Source organism: Nitrosomonas sp. H1_AOB3 (assembly GCF_015709435.1).
Lineage (GTDB): Bacteria > Pseudomonadota > Gammaproteobacteria > Burkholderiales > Nitrosomonadaceae > Nitrosomonas > Nitrosomonas europaea.
Genome location: NZ_CP054389.1, coordinates 2,477,743 through 2,498,432, shown reverse-complemented (window position 1 = coordinate 2,498,432; position 20,690 = coordinate 2,477,743). Strand labels below are relative to the sequence as shown.

At 52.9% G+C, this 20,690-nt stretch carries 20 protein-coding genes and 2 pseudogenes; 7 read left to right on the top strand and 15 right to left on the bottom strand.

Going from position 1 to position 20,690, the window contains the following annotated elements:
* Positions 1 to 15 precede the first annotated feature (15 nt).
* The 4 genes from HRU73_RS11690 (at position 16) to HRU73_RS11675 (ending at position 5,389) form a co-directional block, all read left to right on the top strand.
* On the top strand, positions 16 to 1,533 hold the full coding sequence (locus HRU73_RS11690; RefSeq protein ID WP_287398794.1) for an APC family permease: 1,518 nt from the start codon (positions 16 to 18) through the stop codon (positions 1,531 to 1,533).
* Between the two features lie 77 nt (positions 1,534 to 1,610).
* Positions 1,611 to 2,339 carry an urea amidolyase associated protein UAAP1 gene (locus tag HRU73_RS11685; RefSeq protein WP_287398793.1) on the top strand — a complete coding sequence of 243 codons (729 nt, stop codon included), beginning with the start codon at positions 1,611 to 1,613 and terminating at the stop codon, positions 2,337 to 2,339.
* Positions 2,336 to 2,995, top strand: coding sequence for an urea amidolyase associated protein UAAP2 (locus HRU73_RS11680; RefSeq protein WP_276818512.1), 660 nt, complete (start codon positions 2,336 to 2,338; stop codon positions 2,993 to 2,995). Before HRU73_RS11685 ends, HRU73_RS11680 begins: the two co-directional genes overlap by 4 nt.
* 63 nt (positions 2,996 to 3,058) lie before the next feature.
* Positions 3,059 to 5,389: a 5-oxoprolinase/urea amidolyase family protein gene (locus HRU73_RS11675; RefSeq protein ID WP_353765050.1), complete on the top strand. Its 2,331-nt coding sequence runs from the start codon at positions 3,059 to 3,061 to the stop codon at positions 5,387 to 5,389.
* Positions 5,390 to 5,527: 138 nt separating this feature from the next.
* Here the strand turns inward: HRU73_RS11675 and HRU73_RS13470 are convergent, their stop codons facing one another.
* The 3 genes from HRU73_RS13470 to HRU73_RS13465 are packed head-to-tail and all read right to left on the bottom strand — an operon-like array spanning position 5,528 to position 7,118.
* Positions 5,528 to 5,794, bottom strand: coding sequence for an ATP-binding protein (locus HRU73_RS13470; protein WP_353765049.1), 267 nt, complete (start codon positions 5,792 to 5,794; stop codon positions 5,528 to 5,530).
* The gene (locus HRU73_RS11665) at positions 5,683 to 6,792 is read right to left on the bottom strand and encodes a sensor histidine kinase (protein WP_281871744.1); all 1,110 of its coding nucleotides are present in this window, start codon (positions 6,790 to 6,792) and stop codon (positions 5,683 to 5,685) included. Before HRU73_RS11665 ends, HRU73_RS13470 begins: the two co-directional genes overlap by 112 nt.
* Positions 6,789 to 7,118, bottom strand: a complete 330-nt coding sequence (locus HRU73_RS13465; protein WP_353765048.1) for a winged helix-turn-helix domain-containing protein — start codon at positions 7,116 to 7,118, stop codon at positions 6,789 to 6,791. Before HRU73_RS13465 ends, HRU73_RS11665 begins: the two co-directional genes overlap by 4 nt.
* A gap of 70 nt (positions 7,119 to 7,188) precedes the next feature.
* On the opposite strand from HRU73_RS13465, the pseudogene HRU73_RS11660 reads away from it, so the two are divergent.
* Positions 7,189 to 7,952: pseudogene (locus HRU73_RS11660) on the top strand (IS5 family transposase).
* A gap of 5 nt (positions 7,953 to 7,957) precedes the next feature.
* Here the strand turns inward: HRU73_RS11660 and HRU73_RS11655 are convergent.
* Positions 7,958 to 8,530, bottom strand: a complete 573-nt coding sequence (locus tag HRU73_RS11655) for a class I SAM-dependent methyltransferase (RefSeq protein ID WP_287398792.1) — start codon at positions 8,528 to 8,530, stop codon at positions 7,958 to 7,960.
* 171 nt (positions 8,531 to 8,701) lie between these two features.
* A complete protein-coding gene (locus HRU73_RS11650) occupies positions 8,702 to 10,897 on the bottom strand; it encodes a TonB-dependent siderophore receptor (protein WP_287398791.1) in 2,196 nt (731 codons plus the stop codon).
* A 262-nt stretch (positions 10,898 to 11,159) separates the two neighbouring features.
* On the opposite strand from HRU73_RS11650, the gene HRU73_RS11645 reads away from it, so the two are divergent.
* Positions 11,160 to 11,321 (top strand): hypothetical protein, encoded by a 162-nt coding sequence (locus HRU73_RS11645; RefSeq protein ID WP_287398790.1) that lies wholly within the window; start codon positions 11,160 to 11,162, stop codon positions 11,319 to 11,321.
* A gap of 30 nt (positions 11,322 to 11,351) precedes the next feature.
* Here the strand turns inward: HRU73_RS11645 and HRU73_RS11640 are convergent, their stop codons facing one another.
* The 4 genes from HRU73_RS11640 to HRU73_RS11625 all read right to left on the bottom strand — a co-directional run bounded on the left by HRU73_RS11640 (position 11,352) and on the right by HRU73_RS11625 (position 12,972).
* Positions 11,352 to 11,918 carry an IS630 family transposase gene (locus tag HRU73_RS11640; protein WP_287398789.1) on the bottom strand — a complete coding sequence of 189 codons (567 nt, stop codon included), beginning with the start codon at positions 11,916 to 11,918 and terminating at the stop codon, positions 11,352 to 11,354.
* Position 11,919: 1 nt separating this feature from the next.
* Positions 11,920 to 12,297: a winged helix-turn-helix domain-containing protein gene (locus HRU73_RS11635; protein WP_287398788.1), complete on the bottom strand. Its 378-nt coding sequence runs from the start codon at positions 12,295 to 12,297 to the stop codon at positions 11,920 to 11,922.
* A gap of 84 nt (positions 12,298 to 12,381) precedes the next feature.
* A complete protein-coding gene (locus HRU73_RS11630) occupies positions 12,382 to 12,762 on the bottom strand; it encodes a type II toxin-antitoxin system VapC family toxin (RefSeq protein ID WP_287398787.1) in 381 nt (126 codons plus the stop codon).
* A gap of 3 nt (positions 12,763 to 12,765) precedes the next feature.
* Entirely contained in the window at positions 12,766 to 12,972 is a 207-nt protein-coding gene (locus HRU73_RS11625) for an AbrB/MazE/SpoVT family DNA-binding domain-containing protein (protein ID WP_041356877.1), read from the bottom strand.
* A 484-nt stretch (positions 12,973 to 13,456) separates the two neighbouring features.
* Between HRU73_RS11625 and HRU73_RS11620 the strand changes: the two genes are divergently transcribed.
* Positions 13,457 to 13,705, top strand: a complete 249-nt coding sequence (locus tag HRU73_RS11620) for a type II toxin-antitoxin system Phd/YefM family antitoxin (RefSeq protein WP_287398786.1) — start codon at positions 13,457 to 13,459, stop codon at positions 13,703 to 13,705.
* 215 nt (positions 13,706 to 13,920) lie between these two features.
* Here HRU73_RS11620 and HRU73_RS11615 read toward each other — a convergent pair whose 3' ends face one another.
* The 6 genes and pseudogenes from HRU73_RS11615 to HRU73_RS13560 form a co-directional block, all read right to left on the bottom strand.
* Positions 13,921 to 14,130, bottom strand: coding sequence for a hypothetical protein (locus HRU73_RS11615; RefSeq protein ID WP_041356880.1), 210 nt, complete (start codon positions 14,128 to 14,130; stop codon positions 13,921 to 13,923).
* 1 nt (position 14,131) lies between these two features.
* On the bottom strand, positions 14,132 to 15,322 hold the full coding sequence (locus tag HRU73_RS11610) for a PepSY-associated TM helix domain-containing protein (protein ID WP_287398785.1): 1,191 nt from the start codon (positions 15,320 to 15,322) through the stop codon (positions 14,132 to 14,134).
* Positions 15,323 to 15,332: 10 nt separating this feature from the next.
* Positions 15,333 to 17,813, bottom strand: coding sequence for a TonB-dependent receptor (locus tag HRU73_RS11605; protein ID WP_287398784.1), 2,481 nt, complete (start codon positions 17,811 to 17,813; stop codon positions 15,333 to 15,335).
* 126 nt (positions 17,814 to 17,939) lie between these two features.
* The gene (locus HRU73_RS11600) at positions 17,940 to 18,956 is read right to left on the bottom strand and encodes a FecR domain-containing protein (RefSeq protein WP_287398783.1); all 1,017 of its coding nucleotides are present in this window, start codon (positions 18,954 to 18,956) and stop codon (positions 17,940 to 17,942) included.
* A gap of 13 nt (positions 18,957 to 18,969) precedes the next feature.
* Positions 18,970 to 19,476: a sigma-70 family RNA polymerase sigma factor gene (locus HRU73_RS11595; protein WP_502709295.1), complete on the bottom strand. Its 507-nt coding sequence runs from the start codon at positions 19,474 to 19,476 to the stop codon at positions 18,970 to 18,972.
* A 190-nt stretch (positions 19,477 to 19,666) separates the two neighbouring features.
* A pseudogene (locus tag HRU73_RS13560) lies at positions 19,667 to 20,612 on the bottom strand (IS630 family transposase).
* Between the last annotated feature and the right edge of the window lie 78 nt (positions 20,613 to 20,690).

The window sequence follows — 20,690 nt, the reverse complement described above, 5'->3', positions numbered from 1 at the left end:
CAAGGAGGAACCAGTATGCCGGTAGACGAAAAGAAAGGTCCTTTTTCTGCGATCAATAACAGATCGGCTGGTGAAGCCGAAGCAGGGGGCGAGATCATTCACGAAACAGGCCAGCTTCGTCGCAGCATGAGCGTATGGAACTGTTTCACGCTGGGGTTCTCGGTCGTGTCACCGGTAGTAGGGTTATACGCTATTTTCGGAGTCCAGAATCTGGTGACGGGAGGGGGGTGGATTGCCGCACTCATCTTGAGTTTGTTCATGCAACTCATGGTAGCAACCGTCTATGCCGAGCTTTCCTCACAATTTCCCATTGCAGGCGGGGCTTATAAATGGTCCCGGCATCTGATCGGGCCCAGAACAGGGCAGTATGCCGGGGCCATTTATGTCAGTTCGACGATCGCCATGCTGACTACGACTGCGTATACGGGTGGAATGTGGCTTTCCGCGGTGATTGTGGGAGGAGATATACAGGGAGCCTCGGCAGTCCTGTGGGGAGTTGTATTCCTGTTGATTTGCACCACAGTCAACATAGTAAATCAGAAAGTTTACAAGGTAATCAATCTGCTGGGTGTTAGTGCCGAAGTCTTGGGTTCGATATGTGTGGCACTGGTCCTGTTTTTCTTCTTTCGAATCTATCCGGTTTCGGAGTTATTTCAACATCTGGGAACGGGACTTGCACCCACCAGCCTGACTGCCTTCCTGGCAGCATTGGCCATCGCAGGCTGGGCATTCATCGGTTTTGATTCCTGCTCGACTATTGCTGAGGAAGCACACAATCCCGAAAGAATGATTCCACGTGCAATCTTCTTGTCTCTGCTGGCAGTAGGTAGTGTAGTGCTCTTCAATTCCTCTGCCCTAACGTTGTCGATCAGTCACGATACGCTGGTCGAGGCCAGCGCTACATCCGACCCTATCTCGCCGATCATTACCAGCACGATCGGAGCCTGGGCCGCAAAACCGTTTCTGGTGATTGTCATGACAGCCTTTCTTTCCTGCGGATCCTCAGTGGTCAATTACGTTTCACGCATCGTTTTTTCGATGGCGCGTGAAGGTAATTTGCCCGCTTTCTTTTCACAGGTAACAAGAAAAACGCAACTGCCGCGCAATGCAATCGGCGGGACCGTGCTCATGGCAGGTCTCGGGTTGCTTTTCGGACTGAATGACGGGGCCGTTGCAACCATTATCGCTTTCGGTACCGGTGGCCTGTACGCCATGTTTTCCATGACCACGGGCGTTGGTCTATACGCACGCCTGATGGGGCGGTGGAATCCTGCATTGGGCGCGTTCAGGCTGGGAAGATGGGGGTTGGTGATCAACACCGTGGCTTTTGTCTGGGCATTATTCGAACTGATCAATATCGGCTGGCCGCGGGAATATGTGGCAGCCCCCGGAGCGCCATGGTGGCAGCTCTGGGCGGTACCTCTGGTGCTGGGCACCATACTGGCTCTGACGACGCTGCACGTGCAGATGGGCCACAAGCGTCGGATGAAGAGGGCTCTGAGCGGTACTGTTGCGGACGATCTGCAGAAGTAGATTGGCAGAAACTCTGTTTACAGCGGTTGGCTTGTACGGTTATCAACTGAAGTCCAATGATGATGAGGAGGTAAAACATGAATCAGGTAACGACCTATCTTTGGGAAACACATCTCCCCGGTGGCAGCCACTGGTCTGGTGTCGTGCGCCGGGGAACGACCTTGCGCCTGACAGATGTATCAGGCGAGGCCAACGCCGCAGTGTTATTTTACAACCTGGAAGAGAAGCTGGAGCGTTACAACATGGCTGATACGCTCAAGACCCAACATACTTTCTGTTTAACCAAGGGGCACGCCTGCCATTCCGATATGGGACGGATTTTCTGCTGTATCACCGAAGATACTGCCGGTTGGCACGATACCGTATGTGGCCTGAGCGATGCTGAGCTGATACAGCAGAAATACGGTACGGGCCGGTATCAGGAGCTTCGTAATGATATGTACCGTAACGGGCTCGACGGGATGCTGGTCGAGTTGGGGAAATGGGGCCTGGGCAGACGTGACGTGGTTTCCAACATCAATTTTTTCAGCAAAGTGACTGCCGATTCTTCCGGGGAGCTGCAGTTTCATGTCAGTCACAGCAAAGCGGGTGACCACGTGGATCTGGCGTTTGCAATGGATACACTGGTGGTGCTGTCCGCTGCACCACATCCGCTCGATCCGGCAGCAACCTATCGTCCCGGTGCAGTTAACCTGGCAGTGTTTCCGTCGACACCTGCAGTGACAGGAGCCTGTGCACATATCGCGGAGAATGCACGTGGTTTGGAAAATACCCGACGTCTTTATGCTTATGGAGGTGCTAAATGAGCGCACAAAACCTGGTTGAAAGTACACTGAATCCTGATCATGCAGTCATAAACGAGATCTGTGACGCAGGCGAACCCTGGGTCAAGGAAATAAAGAAGGGGCAGATATTTCGTATCGTCGATCTCGAAGGTAATCAGGCGGTGGATACGCTGTTTTACAACGCACATGATGCAACGGAACGTTACAGTGCCACTGATACGGTACGTCGACAGCACAGTCTGTATCTGACGACCGGCAGCAAACTGTATTCCAATTTCGGCAATGTCATGCTCGTCATCACGGCGGATACCTGCGGGCGGCATGATACGGTGGGCGGCGCTTGTGCAGCAGAAAGCAATACTACGCGCTATGCCCTCGATAAATATCCGATGCACAGTTGCCGGGACAGCTTTCTATATGCCCTGGCACATGACCCGGTGTGTGAGCGGCTCGGCATGAGCAAGCGAGATGTTCCAGCCAACATCAATTTCTTCATGAATGTCCCGGTAACAGAAGCAGGCAAGCTGGAATTTGCAGATGGGGTATCAGCCCCGGGCAAATATGTGGAAATGCGGGCTGAGATGGATGTGGTGGTACTGATTTCGAATTGCCCGCAGCTGAATAATCCGTGCAATGCCTATAACCCTACGCCTGTTCGCTTACTGGTCTGGAATTGATCACCCGTATATCGAACACAGGTATTTCTGAATTTGAACGTAACGCTGGACATGGAGATAACGATGTCTGAAAAAACGTTGGATACGAACAAGATAGCTGCGCCCACCATCGATGTGCTCGTTCCGGGAATACAAACCACCATACAGGACTATCCGGGAAGACGGGGTTACTGGAATATCGGTGTACCACCCTCGGGACCGATGGACAATCTGGCGTTCAGACTGGCCAATCGTCTGGCAGGTAATGAAGAAGGGCAGGCTGCGATCGAGATCACTTTTGCCGGGCCAACCTTGCGCATCAACTGTGACACTGTCATCGCGGTGACAGGTGCGCCTGTTGAGGTAAATCTGAACGGGAAACCACTGGCTCAGTGGAAATCGCACAAGGTTGCAGCAGGCGCACTACTCGCGTTCGGTGATGTACTGGATCAGGGCAGCCGGGCTTATCTGGCGATTCAAGGCGGCATCCAGATTCCGGACTACCTCGGCAGCAAGGCTACGTTCATGCTGGGTCAATTCGGCGGGCATGAAGGCCGCATACTGCAAACAGGCGATGTACTGAATATCGTCGCAGATAATCATGGCAGTTATGTAGCGCGTGAATTACCGCAGGCATCCATTCCGCACTATACCCATCACTGGGAAATTGCCGTACTGTACGGCCCGCATGGCGCGCCGGACTTTTTTACGGAAGAAGGTGTCGCTGATTTCTTTGCTGCCGATTGGACGGTACACCATAATTCCGACCGTACCGGGGTGCGTCTGATTGGCCCGAAACCCAAATGGGCACGTACTGATGGCGGCGAAGCTGGATTGCATCCTTCTAACGTTCACGATGTTGCCTACTCTATTGGCGCAGTGGATTTCACCGGGGATCTGCCGGTGATACTCGGTCCGGATGGTCCCAGTCTGGGGGGCTTTGTCTGCCTGGTAACGCTTGTTCATGCTGAACTGTGGAAAATGGGACAACTGCGCCCGGGTGACCGTATCACTTTCCGTCGGATATCGGCTGGCGAAGCTGCAACACTGGAAGCAGTTCAAGATGCGCTCATCAGTGACTTGCGTTTGCCAGAGGCAGCATCGGTATCGACCAGCGCGAAAGTGGCAGCAACTACTGACAGCCCGATTTTGCACACTATTCCTGAGAGCAGCGGGCAAGTGCAGGTGGTTTACCGGCAAGGCGGGGACAGAAATTTGCTGGTGGAATACGGGCCGATGATGCTTGATTTCAACCTGCGCTTCCGTGTCCATGTTTTGATGGAATGGTTGCAGCAGGCTGTAGAAAGTGGTGATCTGCCGGGAATTATAGATTTGACTCCCGGCATTCGCTCACTGCATATCCGTTTCGACGCAAAATTATTGCCACGTAAACGGTTGCTGGATACGCTGATCACTGCAGAAAAACAGTTGCCTGCCATCGAAAATGTGGAGGTGCCGACACGTATCGTTCATCTGCCGCTATCCTGGAACGATTCATCCGTCCAGCTGGCGATGAAGAAATACATGCAATCGGTGCGCAAGGATGCGCCCTGGAATCCGGATAACATCGAGTTTATCCGCCGTATCAACGGACTGGACAGCATCGATGAGGTCAGGCGTATTGTTTTCGATGCCAGCTATCTGGTCATGGGACTGGGGGATGTCTATCTGGGTGCGCCACTTGGCACCCCGGTCGATCCGCGCCATCGTCTGGTAACCACCAAGTACAATCCGGCGCGCACCTGGACACCGGAAAATGCGGTGGGTATCGGCGGCGCTTATATGTGCGTGTATGGTATGGAAAGCCCCGGGGGTTATCAGTTAGTCGGGCGTACTGTACAGATGTGGAACACGCATGTTCAGACAAAAGATTTCAGGGAAGGCAAACCCTGGCTCCTGCGTTTCTTTGACCAGGTAAGATTCTATCCCGTGACTGAAGCTGAACTGGCCGAGATGCGCAAAGATTTTCCGAGCGGAAAATTCACGTTGCGTATCGAGGAAGATCATTTCAGTCTGAAACAGTACAACGATTTTCTGAAGGAGAATGCTGCCTCCATTGACACATTCAGAACGAAGCAGAAGGCCGCTTACATCGCCGAACGCGAACGCTGGAAAGCAGAAGGTCAGGAAAATTACACCACCAGTGAAATTCTGGAAGATGGTTCTACTCCGGCTGATATTACTATCCCGGCAGGAGCGCATGCTGTACACACGCATGTAACCGGCATCGTGTGGAAATTGCTGGTAAGTGAAGGACAGCGTGTGAATGTCGGTGATGATCTGGCCGTACTGGAATCGATGAAAATGGAATTTACCATTAGTGCACCTGTCAGCGGAGTATTGCGGCGTGTACTTTGTAAGGCCGGAAGTAAAGTCTCTGCCAGGCAGGTTCTTTTCGTGATCGAGGGGGGGTGAAATCATTACTACCCGTGATTATGAGAATCAGCTGGGTACTCTGGAAAAAGTCCATAATGCCGGTGTCAATGTATGCTGCGGGGTATCGCCGGAGTGGAGGAATCCCGGCGGACTCGCGCTGGCTTAGTGGAACCAGTTTTAATAAAAGCTCAATATTGCCTTTGTTCCTTTGCCGGCAACCGATTCGAAATTAAGTTTCCAGCCAAAGTGGGTACAGATACGCATGATCAGATCAATGCCAATTCCTCCTGGTATGTATTGCCCAGACTTAGCCATTTGGGTATAGATCCTGCTTATCTCCACTGGGGACATACCGTACCCTGGATCATCAATCGTAATTGTTCCAGGGTGTTCTGAATAAATACGGATAACACCACGGTCACAGTTCTCGATTGCATTGCGCACCAGGTTATCAATTGCGACACGAACGATATGAAGTGGTCAACGACTGGTATTGGAGATTCGATTTCCACAGCTAGAAGCAGGTCTTTTCCCCGACAAAGATATTCGTGATCCGCCACAATGGCCGGTATTTCTGCCCGGACGTCAATGTTTTCATTATTGTTGATGAGCGTATCCGGAGCACGTGCAAGCGCGAGAAGAATTTCCACCAGATCTTCCATCTGACTGATGATGCGCCTGGACCGAAGCAGATGAGGCTTAATGGCTGACGTGGTATCGGGGTGATCTAATACTACTTCGGTCACTCCGGACATGGCTGCAATAGGTGTGCGCAACTCATGACTGGCTGTGTTGATGAAATTACGTTCACGCTCGACATATTCCTGGATTCGATCGGTAAAACGGTTAATGGCGTCAGCGATAATATAGGTTTCATAAGCATCCTTATCGCCAATAGGAATCTTTGGTCCTTCGCCATCAGGGCTGAGGTTCGATATTTCATCTGCCATGCGTGTCAATGGCCGCAGCAGCCGATCGACGCTATAGAAAGAAAGCAGAGTAAGAACTGTAATCAGCAATACGGTAGAGACGACAATGGCAAAAGCAATCATGAGTTCCCTGTTCTCAAGATCGGTGATATCAAGTGCCAATATTTTGCGCCCTTCCGGGCCATCTTCTATCAATATCGCAAACTCACTACCATCAATTCTGACCTCGTCATGCATACCGGCTGGCAATGCCTGGAATTGCGGTGGTATGGACGAGTCTCGATGCTCGTCATACCAGTGGAACCGATCAAGGCCCGACCAATCATATTCTGGATCCTGGGCAATTTTCCGCTTGATATAGGCCATCTCACTCTCCAGCATCGACTCCCATATCAGCTCTTCGATATACTCGTTGACTAAGTACCCATGTAGCGAAACCGTCAGCGACAGCACGACCGTATAGCTGACCAGGCTGATAACGATCAGTCTTCTCAGGCGCGAACGATTAATCATGGACCAAGCTCTGGATCGACAATCCGATAGCCAACCTTGGGAACAGTTTGCACGAACTTCAATGGATAATCACCGTCGATGCTTTTGCGTAACTCGTAGATGTGTGTACGTAAAAGGTCTCTATCGGGTCGATCCTCACCCCAGAGTAGACTTTCCAGGCGATCCTTCGTTACCACGTTCGGGCTCTCCCTCATCAAGACCTGTAATAATTTCCGAGAACCGTTGCGAAGGTGGATGGTACTACCATCTCGTATCACCTTCTGTGATGTGAGATAGTAGACAAGGGAGCCTACTTGTAAGATCTTTGCACGCCCTATCCTTCTCATATGCAAAGCTAGATAGTGTAGTCATGAGATAAGAAATATGAGATTCTTTTAAGAAATTAAAGGGGCTCGCATGACACATTCACATCGCAGGCATGATATTTCAGATAGGATATGGTCGCTACTTGAGGGGCATTTACCAGGCCGAGAAGGGGCATGGGGAGGGGTAGCCACAGATAATCGTCAGTTTATCAATGCTGTTTTCTGGATTATACGGACAGGAGCCCCATGGAGGGATTTACCGCCGGACTACGGGGGTTGGAGCAATACTCATCGCCGTTTCATTCGCTGGCGTGACAAAGGTATCTGGGAAAAATTGCTGGAAATCCTGATTGATGATCCAGATTATGAATGGCTGATAATGGATGCCAGTCACTGTAAAGTTCATCCACACGCCAGTGGAGCCAGAGGAGGTAATCAGGATATGAATCGGACAAAAGGGGGCTCAACACCAAGATACATCTGGCCGTGGATGCGCATGGTATGCCGGTCAGAATCCTTGTTACACAAGGTACCACTGCTGATTGCACGCAGGCTGGCCGCCTGATCGAAGGGATTGATGCAGATCATCTGCTGGCAGATCGTGGCTATGACAGTAATGCCATTGTTGAACAGGCGGAAAAACAGGGAATGGAAGCTGTTATCCCGCCAAAAAAGAATCGAAAAATACAAAGACCTTACGATAAATAACTGTATAAGCTGAGGCATCTCGTCGAAAATGCTTTTCTTCATCTCAAAAGATGGCGTGGCATCGCTACAAGATACGCCAAAAACACCTCTTCTTTCCTTGCTGTCGTGCAAATTAGATGTATCGCCCTCTGGGCTGATATCTTGTGACTACACTATATAGTGGCTATCTCGGCTGGCTCATCATCGGCACGACAGATGGTCTCTGTCGATTCGGTGGCTTCCGATTGCCTCAGCAGACTGAATATCAGCGAGATCAGGGAGAGACCTGGCCGTTTCTCTGTCTGATGTCGGAACCTGAAACCATGCTCGCAGACACGATTGGGATCAATCATGTCATTGATAATGAAACCCAGGCTATTACGGGGCGCGCTGCGGAAGATGAAGTGCTGGATATTGGTGAACTTCCGCAGATGGCGTAACAAAGGTTGCTTGTCGGCGATCCAGTTCGACACGAACACCAAGTCGCAATCGCTGAAATCGTACTTGCTGCCATCGACACAAATCACACGGGCCAGATCGACGCCAACGGCCTGGCGGAATTTGTGCTCGTCGTACAGCTTGCGCAGAAATCCACCTTGGTTGCAACCAAAATCCAGCAGGATTTTGTCTGTAAGGCTAACGTCAAAGGTCTGCGAGGCAACTCGCTCCCAGAACTCGCCATGCTCGTCCTCCATCGACTGGTCACCAACATCGGGTTCAGTCCACCACTGTTCAATCATTTTCATGAGTTACGTCTCCTTTGGCAGTTTTTGTGTACTTACCTGCTCTACTGAAATCCGAATCAAGGGACCGACTTTGATTGAATCCACCATGCTATTCGCACCCCGAGATGAATGTGGAAGCAGAGCGGTGCCGGTTTCATTCAGATCGTAATCGAGTAAACACCAGCGCCCGACTCATAAGCGGTAAGACAGCGTTAGTAAAAATGTGCGCGGCGGATTGGGGATTAGGGTGTAGTTGTAGACACCGCTCGCGCCGCTGTAGTAGTACTTGGTGTCGAACAGATTGTTGACGTTAAACTGGGCGCGCCAGTTACCAGTGTCGTAGTAGGCGGTGGTATCCATGCGTACGTAGGCACCCAGTTTGTGGGAATTCGGCAGAGTTGCCTGGCGCGATGAGGCAGCATAGATGCCACCGCCCACACCGAGGCCTTGCAGAACACCACCGGGTTCGTAGGTCGTCCACAGATTGCCGCTGTGCCGAGGTACATCGGGCAGCTTATCGCCGACCGGGAAGAAGCCATCCGCTTTCACTTCGGCGTGGGTATAGGCATAGCTGGCAATTACCTTCCAGCGCCGTGTCAACTCACCATTGACATCGAGTTCGAAGCCGTGGCTGGATTGACTTCCCGCAAGAATGCTTCGTTGAGGGTCGTTCGGATCGCTGGTCAGAACGTTACTGCGGGTTAGCTTATAGGCTGCTAGCGTAGCGTTCAGTCGTCGTTCGAAAAAGTTAAATTTGACACCGATTTCTTTCTGAGTACCAACTTCAGCGTCAAACACGCTGGCATCGATGCTGCGTGTAATATTCGGGGAGTGCGACCGACCCACACGGGTGAACAACGCAGCTGTCGGATTTAACTCCCACACCGCACCGACCTGCCAAGACAGCGTCATCTGGTTCGCGCTATTCGTATAACCGCTGCTCTCGGCTTCGTTATGGAAACGATCCAGTCGAAGACCGGCTAACAGCTTCACCGCAGATGTCAGTGTCAATAGGTCCTGTGCATAAATTCCAATATCGTCTCCCCGGCCCTCATTATAACCTTCACCCAGAATGATGGGCTCGTGATGAGCAGGGCGCATGCCAGGATCAAACAGGTCGAGGACAAAACCCGTTTGGTCGGTATTATTAAACCCGTTTGTGACATTTCTGTATTCCGTGCCGAACAGCAAATTGTGTTCAAATCCCCAGGTATGGGCCTGTCCGCGCAACTCAGCTTGTACGGTGTGTCCGCGAGACCACTCATGGCCATTGCTGTAGTTCGTGAAGTGTAGCTTATTGTCGCCGGTGTACAGGTAATTGTCAGGAAAGGACTGGGTCGAATCTTGAGTGGCTCTGTGGTACTGTGCGGCGATCCGAAGATTCCAGGCTTGGCTCAGCTGGTGATGGAGGATAGCGGTACCCACGTAAGTCTCGTTGAGTCCGTAATCGCCTGGAAGGCCAGGGTGGTCCCCATTGCGCAGCCCGAAGTAACGGGTACGGGAGAGGTGACGGTAGTTCGTCAGATTAGGTAGGCCGAAGTCGAATAGATCCTGCTCGAGGCGATTGTATTCCGTTAGTAACGTGACGCTGGTTCTTTCTCCTTGCCAGGATATTGCCGGGGCCAGGGAATATGATTCGAATCCGCCACCATCACGAAAGGTGCGGTTGTTCTCATACGCACCGTTCAATCTTACGGAAAAACCTTTACCCAAGACGCGGTTGATGTCAAAGGTCGGTCGCCATTGTTGGTAATTCCCCCACAGCAGATTGATTGCACCATAATTGTAGTAAAGTGGTCGTTTTGAAACTGTGTTAACCTGGCCACCTAGCGAACCAATACCGCCGTAGATCGCGCCAGACGGCCCCTTCATCACCTCAATTTGTTCGATGTTCTGCACATCGCGGGTAACCAGGTTGCCGTTGTATTGGAATCCATCGCGACTGCTGCTGTGGGTAGTGAAGCCGCGTATATTGAAAAACATTCCGCGATTCCCACCATAGCTGGCTTCGGCTCGCACACCGCTGACATTTTCGAGCAATTGGTTAGGCTGGGTCACAGCGCGATCGCGCAACACTTCATGTGGTACCACCTGGATTGAAGCGGGGATATCGCTCAGGGGCAGATCCGTCCTAATGAGGCTGTCAGCACGGTTGGTGGTGTAGCCTCTCGTTTCTGGATAAACAGAGGTACTCCTGACTGCCACCGCCGGCAACTGCGTGACAGGCCCTGTTGATACTGCTGTTTCTACATCACGAGCAGCCTGCCCTTCCTCTATCCTCACATCTCGCTTCTTTTTCACTACGCGGTCTTCTTCAGCCCCAAACAGTGGATTGCTTAGAGCTATTCCTAATAGAATCCACAGTAGGGTGATAGAGGATTCTTTCACTCTTTTTTTCTCCTAATCATGAGCTGTATGCTCAATATGGAGAAGTTATACAGAACAGAAGCAGGATTTGGAACGTGACATAATGTCGCACAAGACTCAATCCGAGCCATCGCAAGCTGATTTTGTCAATTTGGCCGATGTATCAGCCAGAAAAGCTTACGGGATTGAACAAGGTCACTATCACCAGACGATACAGTCATGTTGGGTTTCGTATGATCATATTCCCCGTAGAAGCAGGGCATTTTTCCGAGCGAGGGATCTGATGCGTGGGAAATGGGAAGAATTCAGTTTGGATATGCTCATCACACTGGCGATACGCGCGGATAACGTCTTCAACGAGCAGAAGATTACCCACCGCGGAGCCGACGGCGCACGTGGAAATGCGCCACGTTGGTTTAGTGCTGGTTTGAAACTGAAATTTTGATCAGCTTAAGCGTACTAGATCATTTCTCGTTTAGTTAGACACATAGCCGGAGTTAGCGAAGTAGTTGCGGCATTCCTGGGGCCGGATGGTTTCAATAATGCGCCCGATGGCGGCCCAGAGAGCATCAAAGGATCGTTCGGCGGCTTTACGCAGGAGGGTTTTGATTTTGGAGAAGACCTGTTCAATGGGGTTGAGGTCGGGAGAATAAGGTGGCAGATAAAGGATTTCTGCACCTTTGTCCTTGATCATGTCCCGGACGCCGGTAACCTTGTGGCTGCTCAGGTTGTCGCAGATGACGATATCACCTGGCTTGAGTGCAGGGCAAAGCTGGGTTTCCACATAAGCCAGGAAAGCTGCGCCGTTCATGGGAGCATCCAGACACCACGGCGCAAGCAGACCATCAAGATGCAGTCCGGCAACGAAAGTCATGGTTTTCCAGTGACCGCCGGGAGCATGGTCATAGCATCGCTCTCCCACAGGGCAGCGGCCATGCCGCCTCGTCATGTCTGTGCTTGCTCCCGTTTCATCAAGAAAGATCAGGCGCGCGCAGTCGCAGGTCTTTTGCCAGTCCTGCCAGACGAGCTTTGCCGCTGCCACGTCAGCACGTTCTTGTTCGCTGGCCCGCAGTGTTTTTTTTATAACTGTATCCCAGCGAGCGGATAAACCGATCAACCGAGGAAACGTGAACACGAACCCCCAAAACCTCTTCAATCCAATCGCGTAACTGCGCAAGCGTTATGCCCTTGTCCTCCAGAAGCTTGCCTCTGACCTCAGCAGTATGGGCTTCCAGCGCATGACGCCGATAGCCCCCGATCCTGCGCGGGGAAACGCTCCCTTCCTGTTTCCACAGGCAGGTTATCTTCGATACAAATGACGGGCTGACTGAATATTTATCAGCCACAGCCCTGATACTCAGACCCTTGTCCGTGTCCGCTACAACTCGGCGGCGCAAATCCTCAGAATAAGCTTTCGGCATCTCTCACCTCCATCCCTATCCTCTCTTATTTTAACCCACAGGGGAATCCCCTCGATTCCAACTAGAAGAAAAACGCTCTAATCGTTATGTGCCGCTCTTCGGTACATACTTGACGTTTAACAAACCTTCAAAGTCATTATCCTGAGTCCAAAGCGTGGCACCGTACTTATGCGCAGTGGCAAATATGATGCTGTTCGCTAATGGCAACTTATACAGAACGCCAAACTTTGCAGCGTCCATTGCCAGCTCAGAATCCAGCGGCACCACTCGCCCTTGCTCCATGTGAGCCACCACAATCAAAGCGGCCTCCTCGCCACGTTGGCGTAACACATTTTTGAAAACTTCCGTTATGGTGATGCCTGGCACCAGCAACTGCGAGATTTGCTCAACAGGCCCTGCAAATACCGGCGCATTTGCATCACCCGCAAAATAGGACAACCAGGCGGAAGAATCAACTACATTCATACCTCATACCCGATCTTCGTCTCTGGTAACGGTAGTATCAATACCCTTGAGAAAACCTCTCATCTCCTTCATGGGTTTGAGGGGAATCAATTCAATTCGCCCCTGATAGGACATAACCTGGATTTTCTGCCCCGACACAATACCCATTGATTCGCGAATTTCTTTCGGTATTACAATCTGGTACTTCGGTGAAACGGTAACCGCTGTCATAGCCAAGCCTCCATCGATCTCAATATAGTATTACGATACATCTATCGATCAAGGATGGTCAAGCGCGACAGGATGCGGCGAGGTACGAGCCATATCGCTCGGATTATTCTCCAGCCATTGCCGGAAATGATTCGATCGCATTACCCCGATTTTCGGGATAAACCCTGCGCGACCTATCTGTGAAAACTGGAACAAGGCCATTCTTATATCCATACTTCACCGGAGCGGCAATCCAACACTGCCGTAGCGATGAAGGAAATTCACCTTGTCGGTATTGTTACTGGATTGCTTCACACCTGACGGCATTCGTAAGGACGAGAAAAGTAAGAGGTGCCTCATCTTGGGCACCCCGATCAATGAATATCAAGCATCTTACGATCTCACTTCGCTACCCGGCATCTTTGAGCCACTTTCAGCAAGGCATCTTGACCAGTCATGTCGGTGATAATGCACAATATGTATAAATATTACAAAGGAAGTAAATATGCAAACTGTAACAGTTAATGAAGCCAGGCAGAGGTTGTTGGAAATCATCGAGGCAGCCCGGCGCGAGCCTGTCATCATCCAGCGCCAGAAACGGGACGTGGCAGTGATGATGTCGATGGACGAATACGAACGACTGGTCAATCTAAACGTGGCTGAGTTTCAGCGCTTCAGCGATCGTGTCGGCGCCAAGGCGCAGGAAGCCGGTATGACAGAAGAGGTACTGCAAGAATTGCTAAGGAACGTCTGATAAAACCCTCCATGAGCCGCATTGCAGGCAAAATCATGATGGTCGCAAGGAGCACGACATAGCGAGCACATGATTTTGTCACAACCCTTTGTGGGGCACTGGACTGTAGCGTTGAGCTCGTTGTGAAGGGGCCAAAACCATTCATTGCCTCACTCGCCTTGTATTCCATCCGCAAAACACAGTGTGCAGCCCTGTGGGATTTGATCAGAGATTCCTTAGCCCCGACGCCACCAGGCCAGGATCACCACCACAACAGGTGCCAGAATGGTCAGCCACGATACTACGTCCCAGATACCGTCACCGATGAGGGCGGAAACCAGGCCGATCAGGACTGCCACGCTTAATAGTGTCGGTATGAAAAACACTTCTCGAACCGATTGTCGGTGCTTTGTATACATCGTGCGCGATTCCAGCCGATTCGTCATGTCATCTATCCTTATTCTCATTGATATAGACCATCGCGTTGTTCGGTGCTGTATGGTCGTCATCGAGAGGCAGTACAGCATCGTCCGCTTTGGAAACCGATGCTGCCGTCGTCTTGGGTTTGCGCAACCAGAGATACAGACCGCTGGCCAACACGACGATGGCGATGAGGTCGAGCACTGCCCACAGAATTTTCAGCGGCAGGCCGCCGTAGTCACCAAAGTGCAATGGTTGTGACAAAAACAATGTCTTCACATACCAGGGCATATCGCGTGAATCGGTCAGCTCACCGTTGCTGGCATCGACCAGCGCCGGCTTCAGCAGCCGCGATGTGATCGGCGTGTTGCCCCTCAGGAAAAAGGTATAGTGATGCGGGCTGGAAAACATCGTACCCGGAAAAGCGATCAGTCGTACCTCCATGTCCGGCGCCACCGCGCGAGCAGCACGCAGCGATGCTTCAAGATGTGCAGACTGTGTGACGGGTGGCAGATCTTTAAAGGGTGCGGTCATTTCAGCCATCTGGTCCATTTGCCACAGGCTCAGGATAATGCGGTCCAGCGTGTTGATGGAGCCGGTCAGACCCACTACTGTCAGCCAGACCACGGTCACGATACCCAGCAGATTATGTATATCCAGCCATTTGATTCGTGCACTGCGCTGCATGCGCAGCACGCCGAATTTCAGCCGCTGCATGAACGGATAGTACAGCACGACGCCCGATACAATGGCCACCACCATCAGCACGCCCATGAAGCCCAGAAACAGTGTGCCGGGCAGATCGGCAAACATGTCTACATGCAGCCTGAGCATCACATACATGAAGCCTTCATTGGTCTTGGGCTCGTCCAGCACTTTGGCAGTACGGGAATCGATCACCACTGAATTACTTTCCTCCGGCGGGGCATCGACCCGACTGGCCATCGATACAAAGGTCAGATCCGGATGCTCCTCCTGATCCCAGAACATGAAGCGGATGACTTCGCCAGGACGGCGTGCGAGCGCCACCTGTGCGATACGATCCATACTGGCATCCGGCGTGCCCTTGGGCATGGGCGGTGCTTCCACCACCCCGCTAAGATGCTCGATTTCTTCATGAAAAATCAGCGGCAGACCGGTCAGACACAACAGCAGCATGAACAAGGTGCAAACAATACTGCTCCATTTGTGAATCCAGGCCCAGGACTGTAATGACATCAGTATCTCCTTACAGATCGATGGAAGCAGAGAAATTTATGGTACGCGGCGTACCGATGAAGAGATAGCCTGCCGTGGCCGCACCGAAGTAATCCTTGTCCAACAGGTTTTCGACATTCAAGCGGAACATAACCGGCCTGGAGACGATACGCGCAGCGTAGCGCACGCCTGCATCGACGCGCACCCAATCCGGAATCTTCAGGGTGTTGGTCGCATCGACGAAAGTCTTGGCGGTGTAGACCATTCTGCCTGTCAGCGTTAGCCCCGGCAGGAAGCCAACATCCCACTCTGCTCCCAGATTGGCCTGCCATTCGGGTACCCCGATGGCTTTATTGCCCTTCAGCATTGCCGACACCGATTTGGACAACACCGCATCTATATAGCTGGCGCCACCCAATACGCGGACACCGCGCACAACTTCGCCGGCAATGGTTGCCTCCACACCGCGATTGCGCTGTTCACCAAATACGCCGAATGTCGTGCCGGATATACCCGCGCTGGGCCGGGTCAATTCGAACAGGCTGAGCGTGGTCATGAAATTGCCCTGATCGAACTTGACACCGATTTCCTTTTGCTTGGATTTATACGGGGACAGAATCTCTCCCGGATTAGTGATCGCCGCACTGATCGGCGCGGTATCGCCTTTCGACAACCCCTCGATATAGCTCGCATACAGCGACAGTGACGGGCGCAGTTTGAACACGATACCAACGACAGGCGTTATTGCACTCTTGTCGTAGCGCGGGCCACTGGCAACACCGGTAGCGAAGTTGTAGCTTTGCCCCTCGACCTTCTGGTAACGCAGGCCAAATGATGCTAACAGCCTCTCATTCAGGAATGACATCGTATCGGCCAGCACCACACTGGTCAGCTGGGTATCGAGGTAGGGACGTGTCGGGTTATTGATACCCGCAATGGAGGGGGTCGAAAACAATTGACCGGTATACAAGTTGGAAATACCGGGAGGAAGGCCGGTATAAAAGCCCAGCTCTTGCGACTGATCAAGCCAGGTAAAGCCGAGTGCAGTACTATGGCTGACAGGCCCGGTAGCAAATACGCTGCGCACGCCTGCTTCCAGTGACTGGGTGCGGACAGGCATACGCTGCCAGCCTCCGGCGTAGGAATAGTCACCCGCTGTATTCAGAAGGACCGGATTGGCAGCGATGGCGCCCCAGTTAAGTTTACGCATGCCGTAGCTCGCGTATGCGGTAACAGCCTGGCTGATGTCATACTCCGCTTTGAACAGCCACGAGATATTACGCCCATCGGTCCAGCCGAAACCGGGATAAGCCGTGGTGTTGTCCGGCACACGCGGAACCGCTGTCAACCCGGGACTCAGCTGAAACTGACGTACCACGTTATTGATGCGTTCCTGCTGCCACAACAGATCGAGAGAAGCCCGCAGTGAACGCTGACGAAAATCCAGTCCCAGCGATCCCAGGCTCTGATAGGTGGACTGACCATCGATCGTCGTGTTGCCACCGCGATGCATGACATTCAGGCGTGCACCGAATACGTTGTCCGGCCCGAAACGACCACCGATATCGGCGTGGCCACCAAACAGGGAATTTGAAGTGATGCCGGCCGTAATTCTCATCAAGGGGGCATCACCAGCACGCTTGGGCACCAGATTGATGACTCCACCCACACTGCTGCCAGGCGCCATACCAAACAATGCGGCAGATGGACCCTTGATCACTTCCACCCGTTCTATCGACTCCAGCGGTGCCCGCCAGTAAGGTGTCAGGCCAAACAGCCCGTTCAGCGCGAAATCTGCACTGGAAACCGCAAAACCGCGCATCGTGAGGTCTTCGTTGATGTTGGAGCGAGCACTGCTCATACGTACCGATGGATCCATCGCCGCAATATCTGCCACCGAGCGTGCCTGGTTATTCTCGATCACTTGCGCCGAGTAACTGGTAACGCTGAAAGGGGTATCCATCACTGCGGTATTACCAAGCACACCCATACGTGCACCACTGCCTACCTGGCCACCCTTGTAAAGCGGGGGTGCCTCATCAATAGCGGCTCGGTGGCCTGCCACCGTTACCGTTGGCAGCACGGTCCCGCTTGTCGTTATCGTGGCAGCGGTCGCCGGACGTATCACGTAACCGCTATCAAGGGTGGCGACTGCCTCCAGTCCGGTTCCCGCCAACAGTGCTTTTAGCCCGTCCGGTACGCTATAGCTGCCTGACAGGCCGGAACTGTGCTTATCCGCAGTCAGTGCGCCGTCAATGGAGAGTGTAATGCCAGCATCCGCCGCAAAATGGTTCAACGCCTGATCCAGCGTGCCGGCCGGGATATCGTAGCGGAGGCTTGCTTGTGGTTGAACGGGTGCTGTCGTACTTTGCGCCCGCACCGGTACAAATGCTGCTGCCATCGACAGGCAAGCCAGCAGCATGATTTGGCGCAATAGAGCTGAAGCCGGGTGCGAACAACAGATACCCGTGACACACGGGTTGACAGGAAGATCGGTGTTTCTCGTTGGCATAGATTTTTCCCTTCAGTGGCAGGTTATCCTGGCTGTTTGCCAGGGTCTTACCTGTATTCCGAACGAGATGGGAAAAGTGCTACGGTTAACGCGAAATTTTTTTCGTGGGATGGTTGGACGATCGTTTTATTTCATCGGATGGGGTCCGATAGTGATCCACCAGCGCGTGACTGTCTGCACCTGTACCGGCAGTGCCTGGGCAAGCAGGCGCAGACTCTGGTCGGTATCATCCAGTGAATAAACACCGGAGACGATCAGATCCCTGACGGCCGGGTCACAACGCAACACACCGCTGCGGTAGCGGCCCAGCTCGGCCAGGAAATCTTCCAGCCGCATGCGTTCAGCCACCAGCAGACCGCGCGTCCAGACAGTTGCACTGATTTGCAGTGCCTCAGGTGCTTCGACTTTGGTGTGATCGAAACACGTCTGCTGACCGGCATCAAGCCGTACGACATCGCCCGGATTCATTCCGGCCGGACGGATAGCGACTGCGCCATCCTGTACTGCCACCTGGATTTGCTCACCCGATTCACGCACATTGAAGCGTGTACCCAGCGCCTGCACGCTGCCCCGGGTGGTTTGCACCAGAAACGGGCGGCCGGCACTATCCGGCGCCGTGACGATAAAAATCTCACCCGTGCGCAACAGCAATTGACGTGCCTGCGCGCTGTAGCACACATCAATGGCAGTGGCACTGCCGAGCGTCACCTGCGTGCCGTCGGCAAGTTCGACATGACGCCGCTCGCCATAGCCGGTGTGGTCATCAGCCATCATCATCTGCCATTGCGCTGTTTGCCGCAATCCATAGCCCACGATACCCGCGCCTGCCAGCAGTCCCGCCATACCAAGCACCGTACGACGCGCTTTACATCGCCTGGCATCAGCACTGCGCAGCACTTCAGCGGCGGGCGAAGCCAGTGTTTGCAGTTGTTCATCGGTACGTTGCACCTGCGCCCAGGCGCGGGCATGTGCCGGATCAGCCGCCAGCCAGCTCTGCCAGCGCATACGATCTCTATCGGTAGCCTCCCCCGACCAGAAGATGACCTGCCATTGCAGTGCCTGCTGCAGGACAGCAACTGCAGGTGCGGCATCAGGCTCGAGCTGAGCTGCACGGGGTAACGAAGATGTATTGCTGTCGCTCATGCACGTGTCAATGTCATGGAGCGGTGCCAGTCGGTGAATTCAAGACACAATGGCAAGCCTGCGCGGCGCGCAGCATATACTTGCGCACTGTCGCGACAGAAATACCCCGGCGCTGCGCAATGTCAGAATAGGTCAATCCGTCGAGCCGCGACAGCAGGAACACTTCACGCACCCGAGATGGAAGGCTGCCCAGCGCAGTATCGAGCAACAACAGCACTTGCAGCGCCAGCACACGCTCCTCAGCCGAGGGCGCAAGATTTTCCGGCAGTTGCGCCAGCGCTGCCAGATAAGCCTCTTCGATGGCACGACGACGGTACAGATCCACCACCAGACCCTTGGCGATCTGAGTAAGGAAAGCGCGCGATTGCTCGGCATTGGGCATGCGGCCCGAAACCAGAACGCGCACGAAGGTGTCATGCGCCAGATCGGATGCATCAACAGCACTGCTCAGTCTGCGGCGCAGCCAAACCTGCAGCCAGTCGTGGTGATTGCAATACAGGGTCTCAATGTCCGTGGACACGGTAGCACCAGACACCAGACATGAATCGGTAGGAATGCTGTTATCCAACATGACAAACAACAAGAATGAGAATGCTTATTATTTTATCAGGCTGATAAAAACGAATCTACTCGTGGTTTTGTACGTAGGAAAAATATATTCAGGAAATAAAACAGGTGGAGTTCTTTCAGGCGTTTAGAGCATTTCTCGTTTAGTTAGATGCATAGCCGGAGTTAGCGAAGTAGTTACGGCATTCCTGGGGCTGGATGGTCTCAATGATGCGTCCGATGGCGGCCCAGAGAGCATCAAAGGATCGTTCGGCGGCTTTACGCAGAAGGATTTTGATTTTGGAGAAGACCTGTTCAATGGGGTTGAGATCGGGAGAATAAGGTGGCAGATAAAGGATTTCTGCACCTTTGTCCTTGATCATGTCCCGGACGCCGGCAACCTTGTGGCTGCTCAGGTTGTCGCAGATGACGATATCACCTGGCTTGAGTGCAGGGCAGAGCTGGGTTTCCACATAAGCCAGGAAAGCTGCGCCGTTCATGGGAGCATCCAGACACCACGGCGCAAGCAGACCGTCAAGATGCAGTCCGGCAACGAAAGTCATGGTTTTCCAGTGACCGCCGGGAGCATGGTCATAGCATCGCTCTCCCACAGGGCAGCGGCCATGCCGCCTCGTCATGTCTGTGCTTGCTCCTGTTTCATCAAGAAAGATCAGGCGCGCGCAGTCGCGGGTCTTTTGCCAGTCCTGTCAGACGAGCCTTGCCACTGCCACGTCAGCACGTTCTTGTTCGCTGGCCCGCAGTGTTTTTTTTATAACTGTATCCCAGCGAGCGGATAAACCGGTCAACCGAGGAAACGTGAACACGAACCCCCAAAGCCTCTTCAATCCAATCGCGTAACTGCGCAAGCGTTATGCCCTTGTCCTCCAGAAGCTTACCCCTGACCTCAGCAGCATGGGCTTCCAGCGCATGACACCGATAGCCCCCGATCCTGCGCGAGGAAACGCTCCCTTCCTGTTTCCACAGGCAGGTTATCTTCGATACAAATGACGGGCTGACTGAATATTTATCAGCAACAGCCCTGATACTCAGACCTTTGTCCGTGTCCGCTACAACTCGGCGGCGCAAATCCTCTGAATAAGCTTTCGGCATCTCTCACCTCCATCCCTATCCTCTCTTATTTTAACTCACAGGGGAATACCCTCGATTCCAACTAGAAGAAAAACGCTC

Coding starts and splice junctions, on each gene's coding strand:
- HRU73_RS11600 (WP_287398783.1), bottom strand. CDS start 18,956: ATGAGCGACAGCAATACATCTTCGTTACCCCGTGCAGCTCAGCTCGAG.
- HRU73_RS11615 (WP_041356880.1), bottom strand. CDS start 14,130: ATGACGAATCGGCTGGAATCGCGCACGATGTATACAAAGCACCGACAA.
- HRU73_RS11685 (WP_287398793.1), top strand. CDS start 1,611: ATGAATCAGGTAACGACCTATCTTTGGGAAACACATCTCCCCGGTGGC.
- HRU73_RS11605 (WP_287398784.1), bottom strand. CDS start 17,813: ATGCCAACGAGAAACACCGATCTTCCTGTCAACCCGTGTGTCACGGGT.
- HRU73_RS11625 (WP_041356877.1), bottom strand. CDS start 12,972: ATGACAGCGGTTACCGTTTCACCGAAGTACCAGATTGTAATACCGAAA.
- HRU73_RS11675 (WP_353765050.1), top strand. CDS start 3,059: ATGTCTGAAAAAACGTTGGATACGAACAAGATAGCTGCGCCCACCATC.
- HRU73_RS11645 (WP_287398790.1), top strand. CDS start 11,160: ATGCGTGGGAAATGGGAAGAATTCAGTTTGGATATGCTCATCACACTG.
- HRU73_RS11610 (WP_287398785.1), bottom strand. CDS start 15,322: ATGTCATTACAGTCCTGGGCCTGGATTCACAAATGGAGCAGTATTGTT.
- HRU73_RS11630 (WP_287398787.1), bottom strand. CDS start 12,762: ATGAATGTAGTTGATTCTTCCGCCTGGTTGTCCTATTTTGCGGGTGAT.
- HRU73_RS13465 (WP_353765048.1), bottom strand. CDS start 7,118: ATGAGAAGGATAGGGCGTGCAAAGATCTTACAAGTAGGCTCCCTTGTC.
- HRU73_RS11635 (WP_287398788.1), bottom strand. CDS start 12,297: ATGCCGAAAGCTTATTCTGAGGATTTGCGCCGCCGAGTTGTAGCGGAC.
- HRU73_RS11620 (WP_287398786.1), top strand. CDS start 13,457: ATGCAAACTGTAACAGTTAATGAAGCCAGGCAGAGGTTGTTGGAAATC.
- HRU73_RS11665 (WP_281871744.1), bottom strand. CDS start 6,792: ATGATTAATCGTTCGCGCCTGAGAAGACTGATCGTTATCAGCCTGGTC.
- HRU73_RS11655 (WP_287398792.1), bottom strand. CDS start 8,530: ATGAAAATGATTGAACAGTGGTGGACTGAACCCGATGTTGGTGACCAG.
- HRU73_RS11680 (WP_276818512.1), top strand. CDS start 2,336: ATGAGCGCACAAAACCTGGTTGAAAGTACACTGAATCCTGATCATGCA.
- HRU73_RS11690 (WP_287398794.1), top strand. CDS start 16: ATGCCGGTAGACGAAAAGAAAGGTCCTTTTTCTGCGATCAATAACAGA.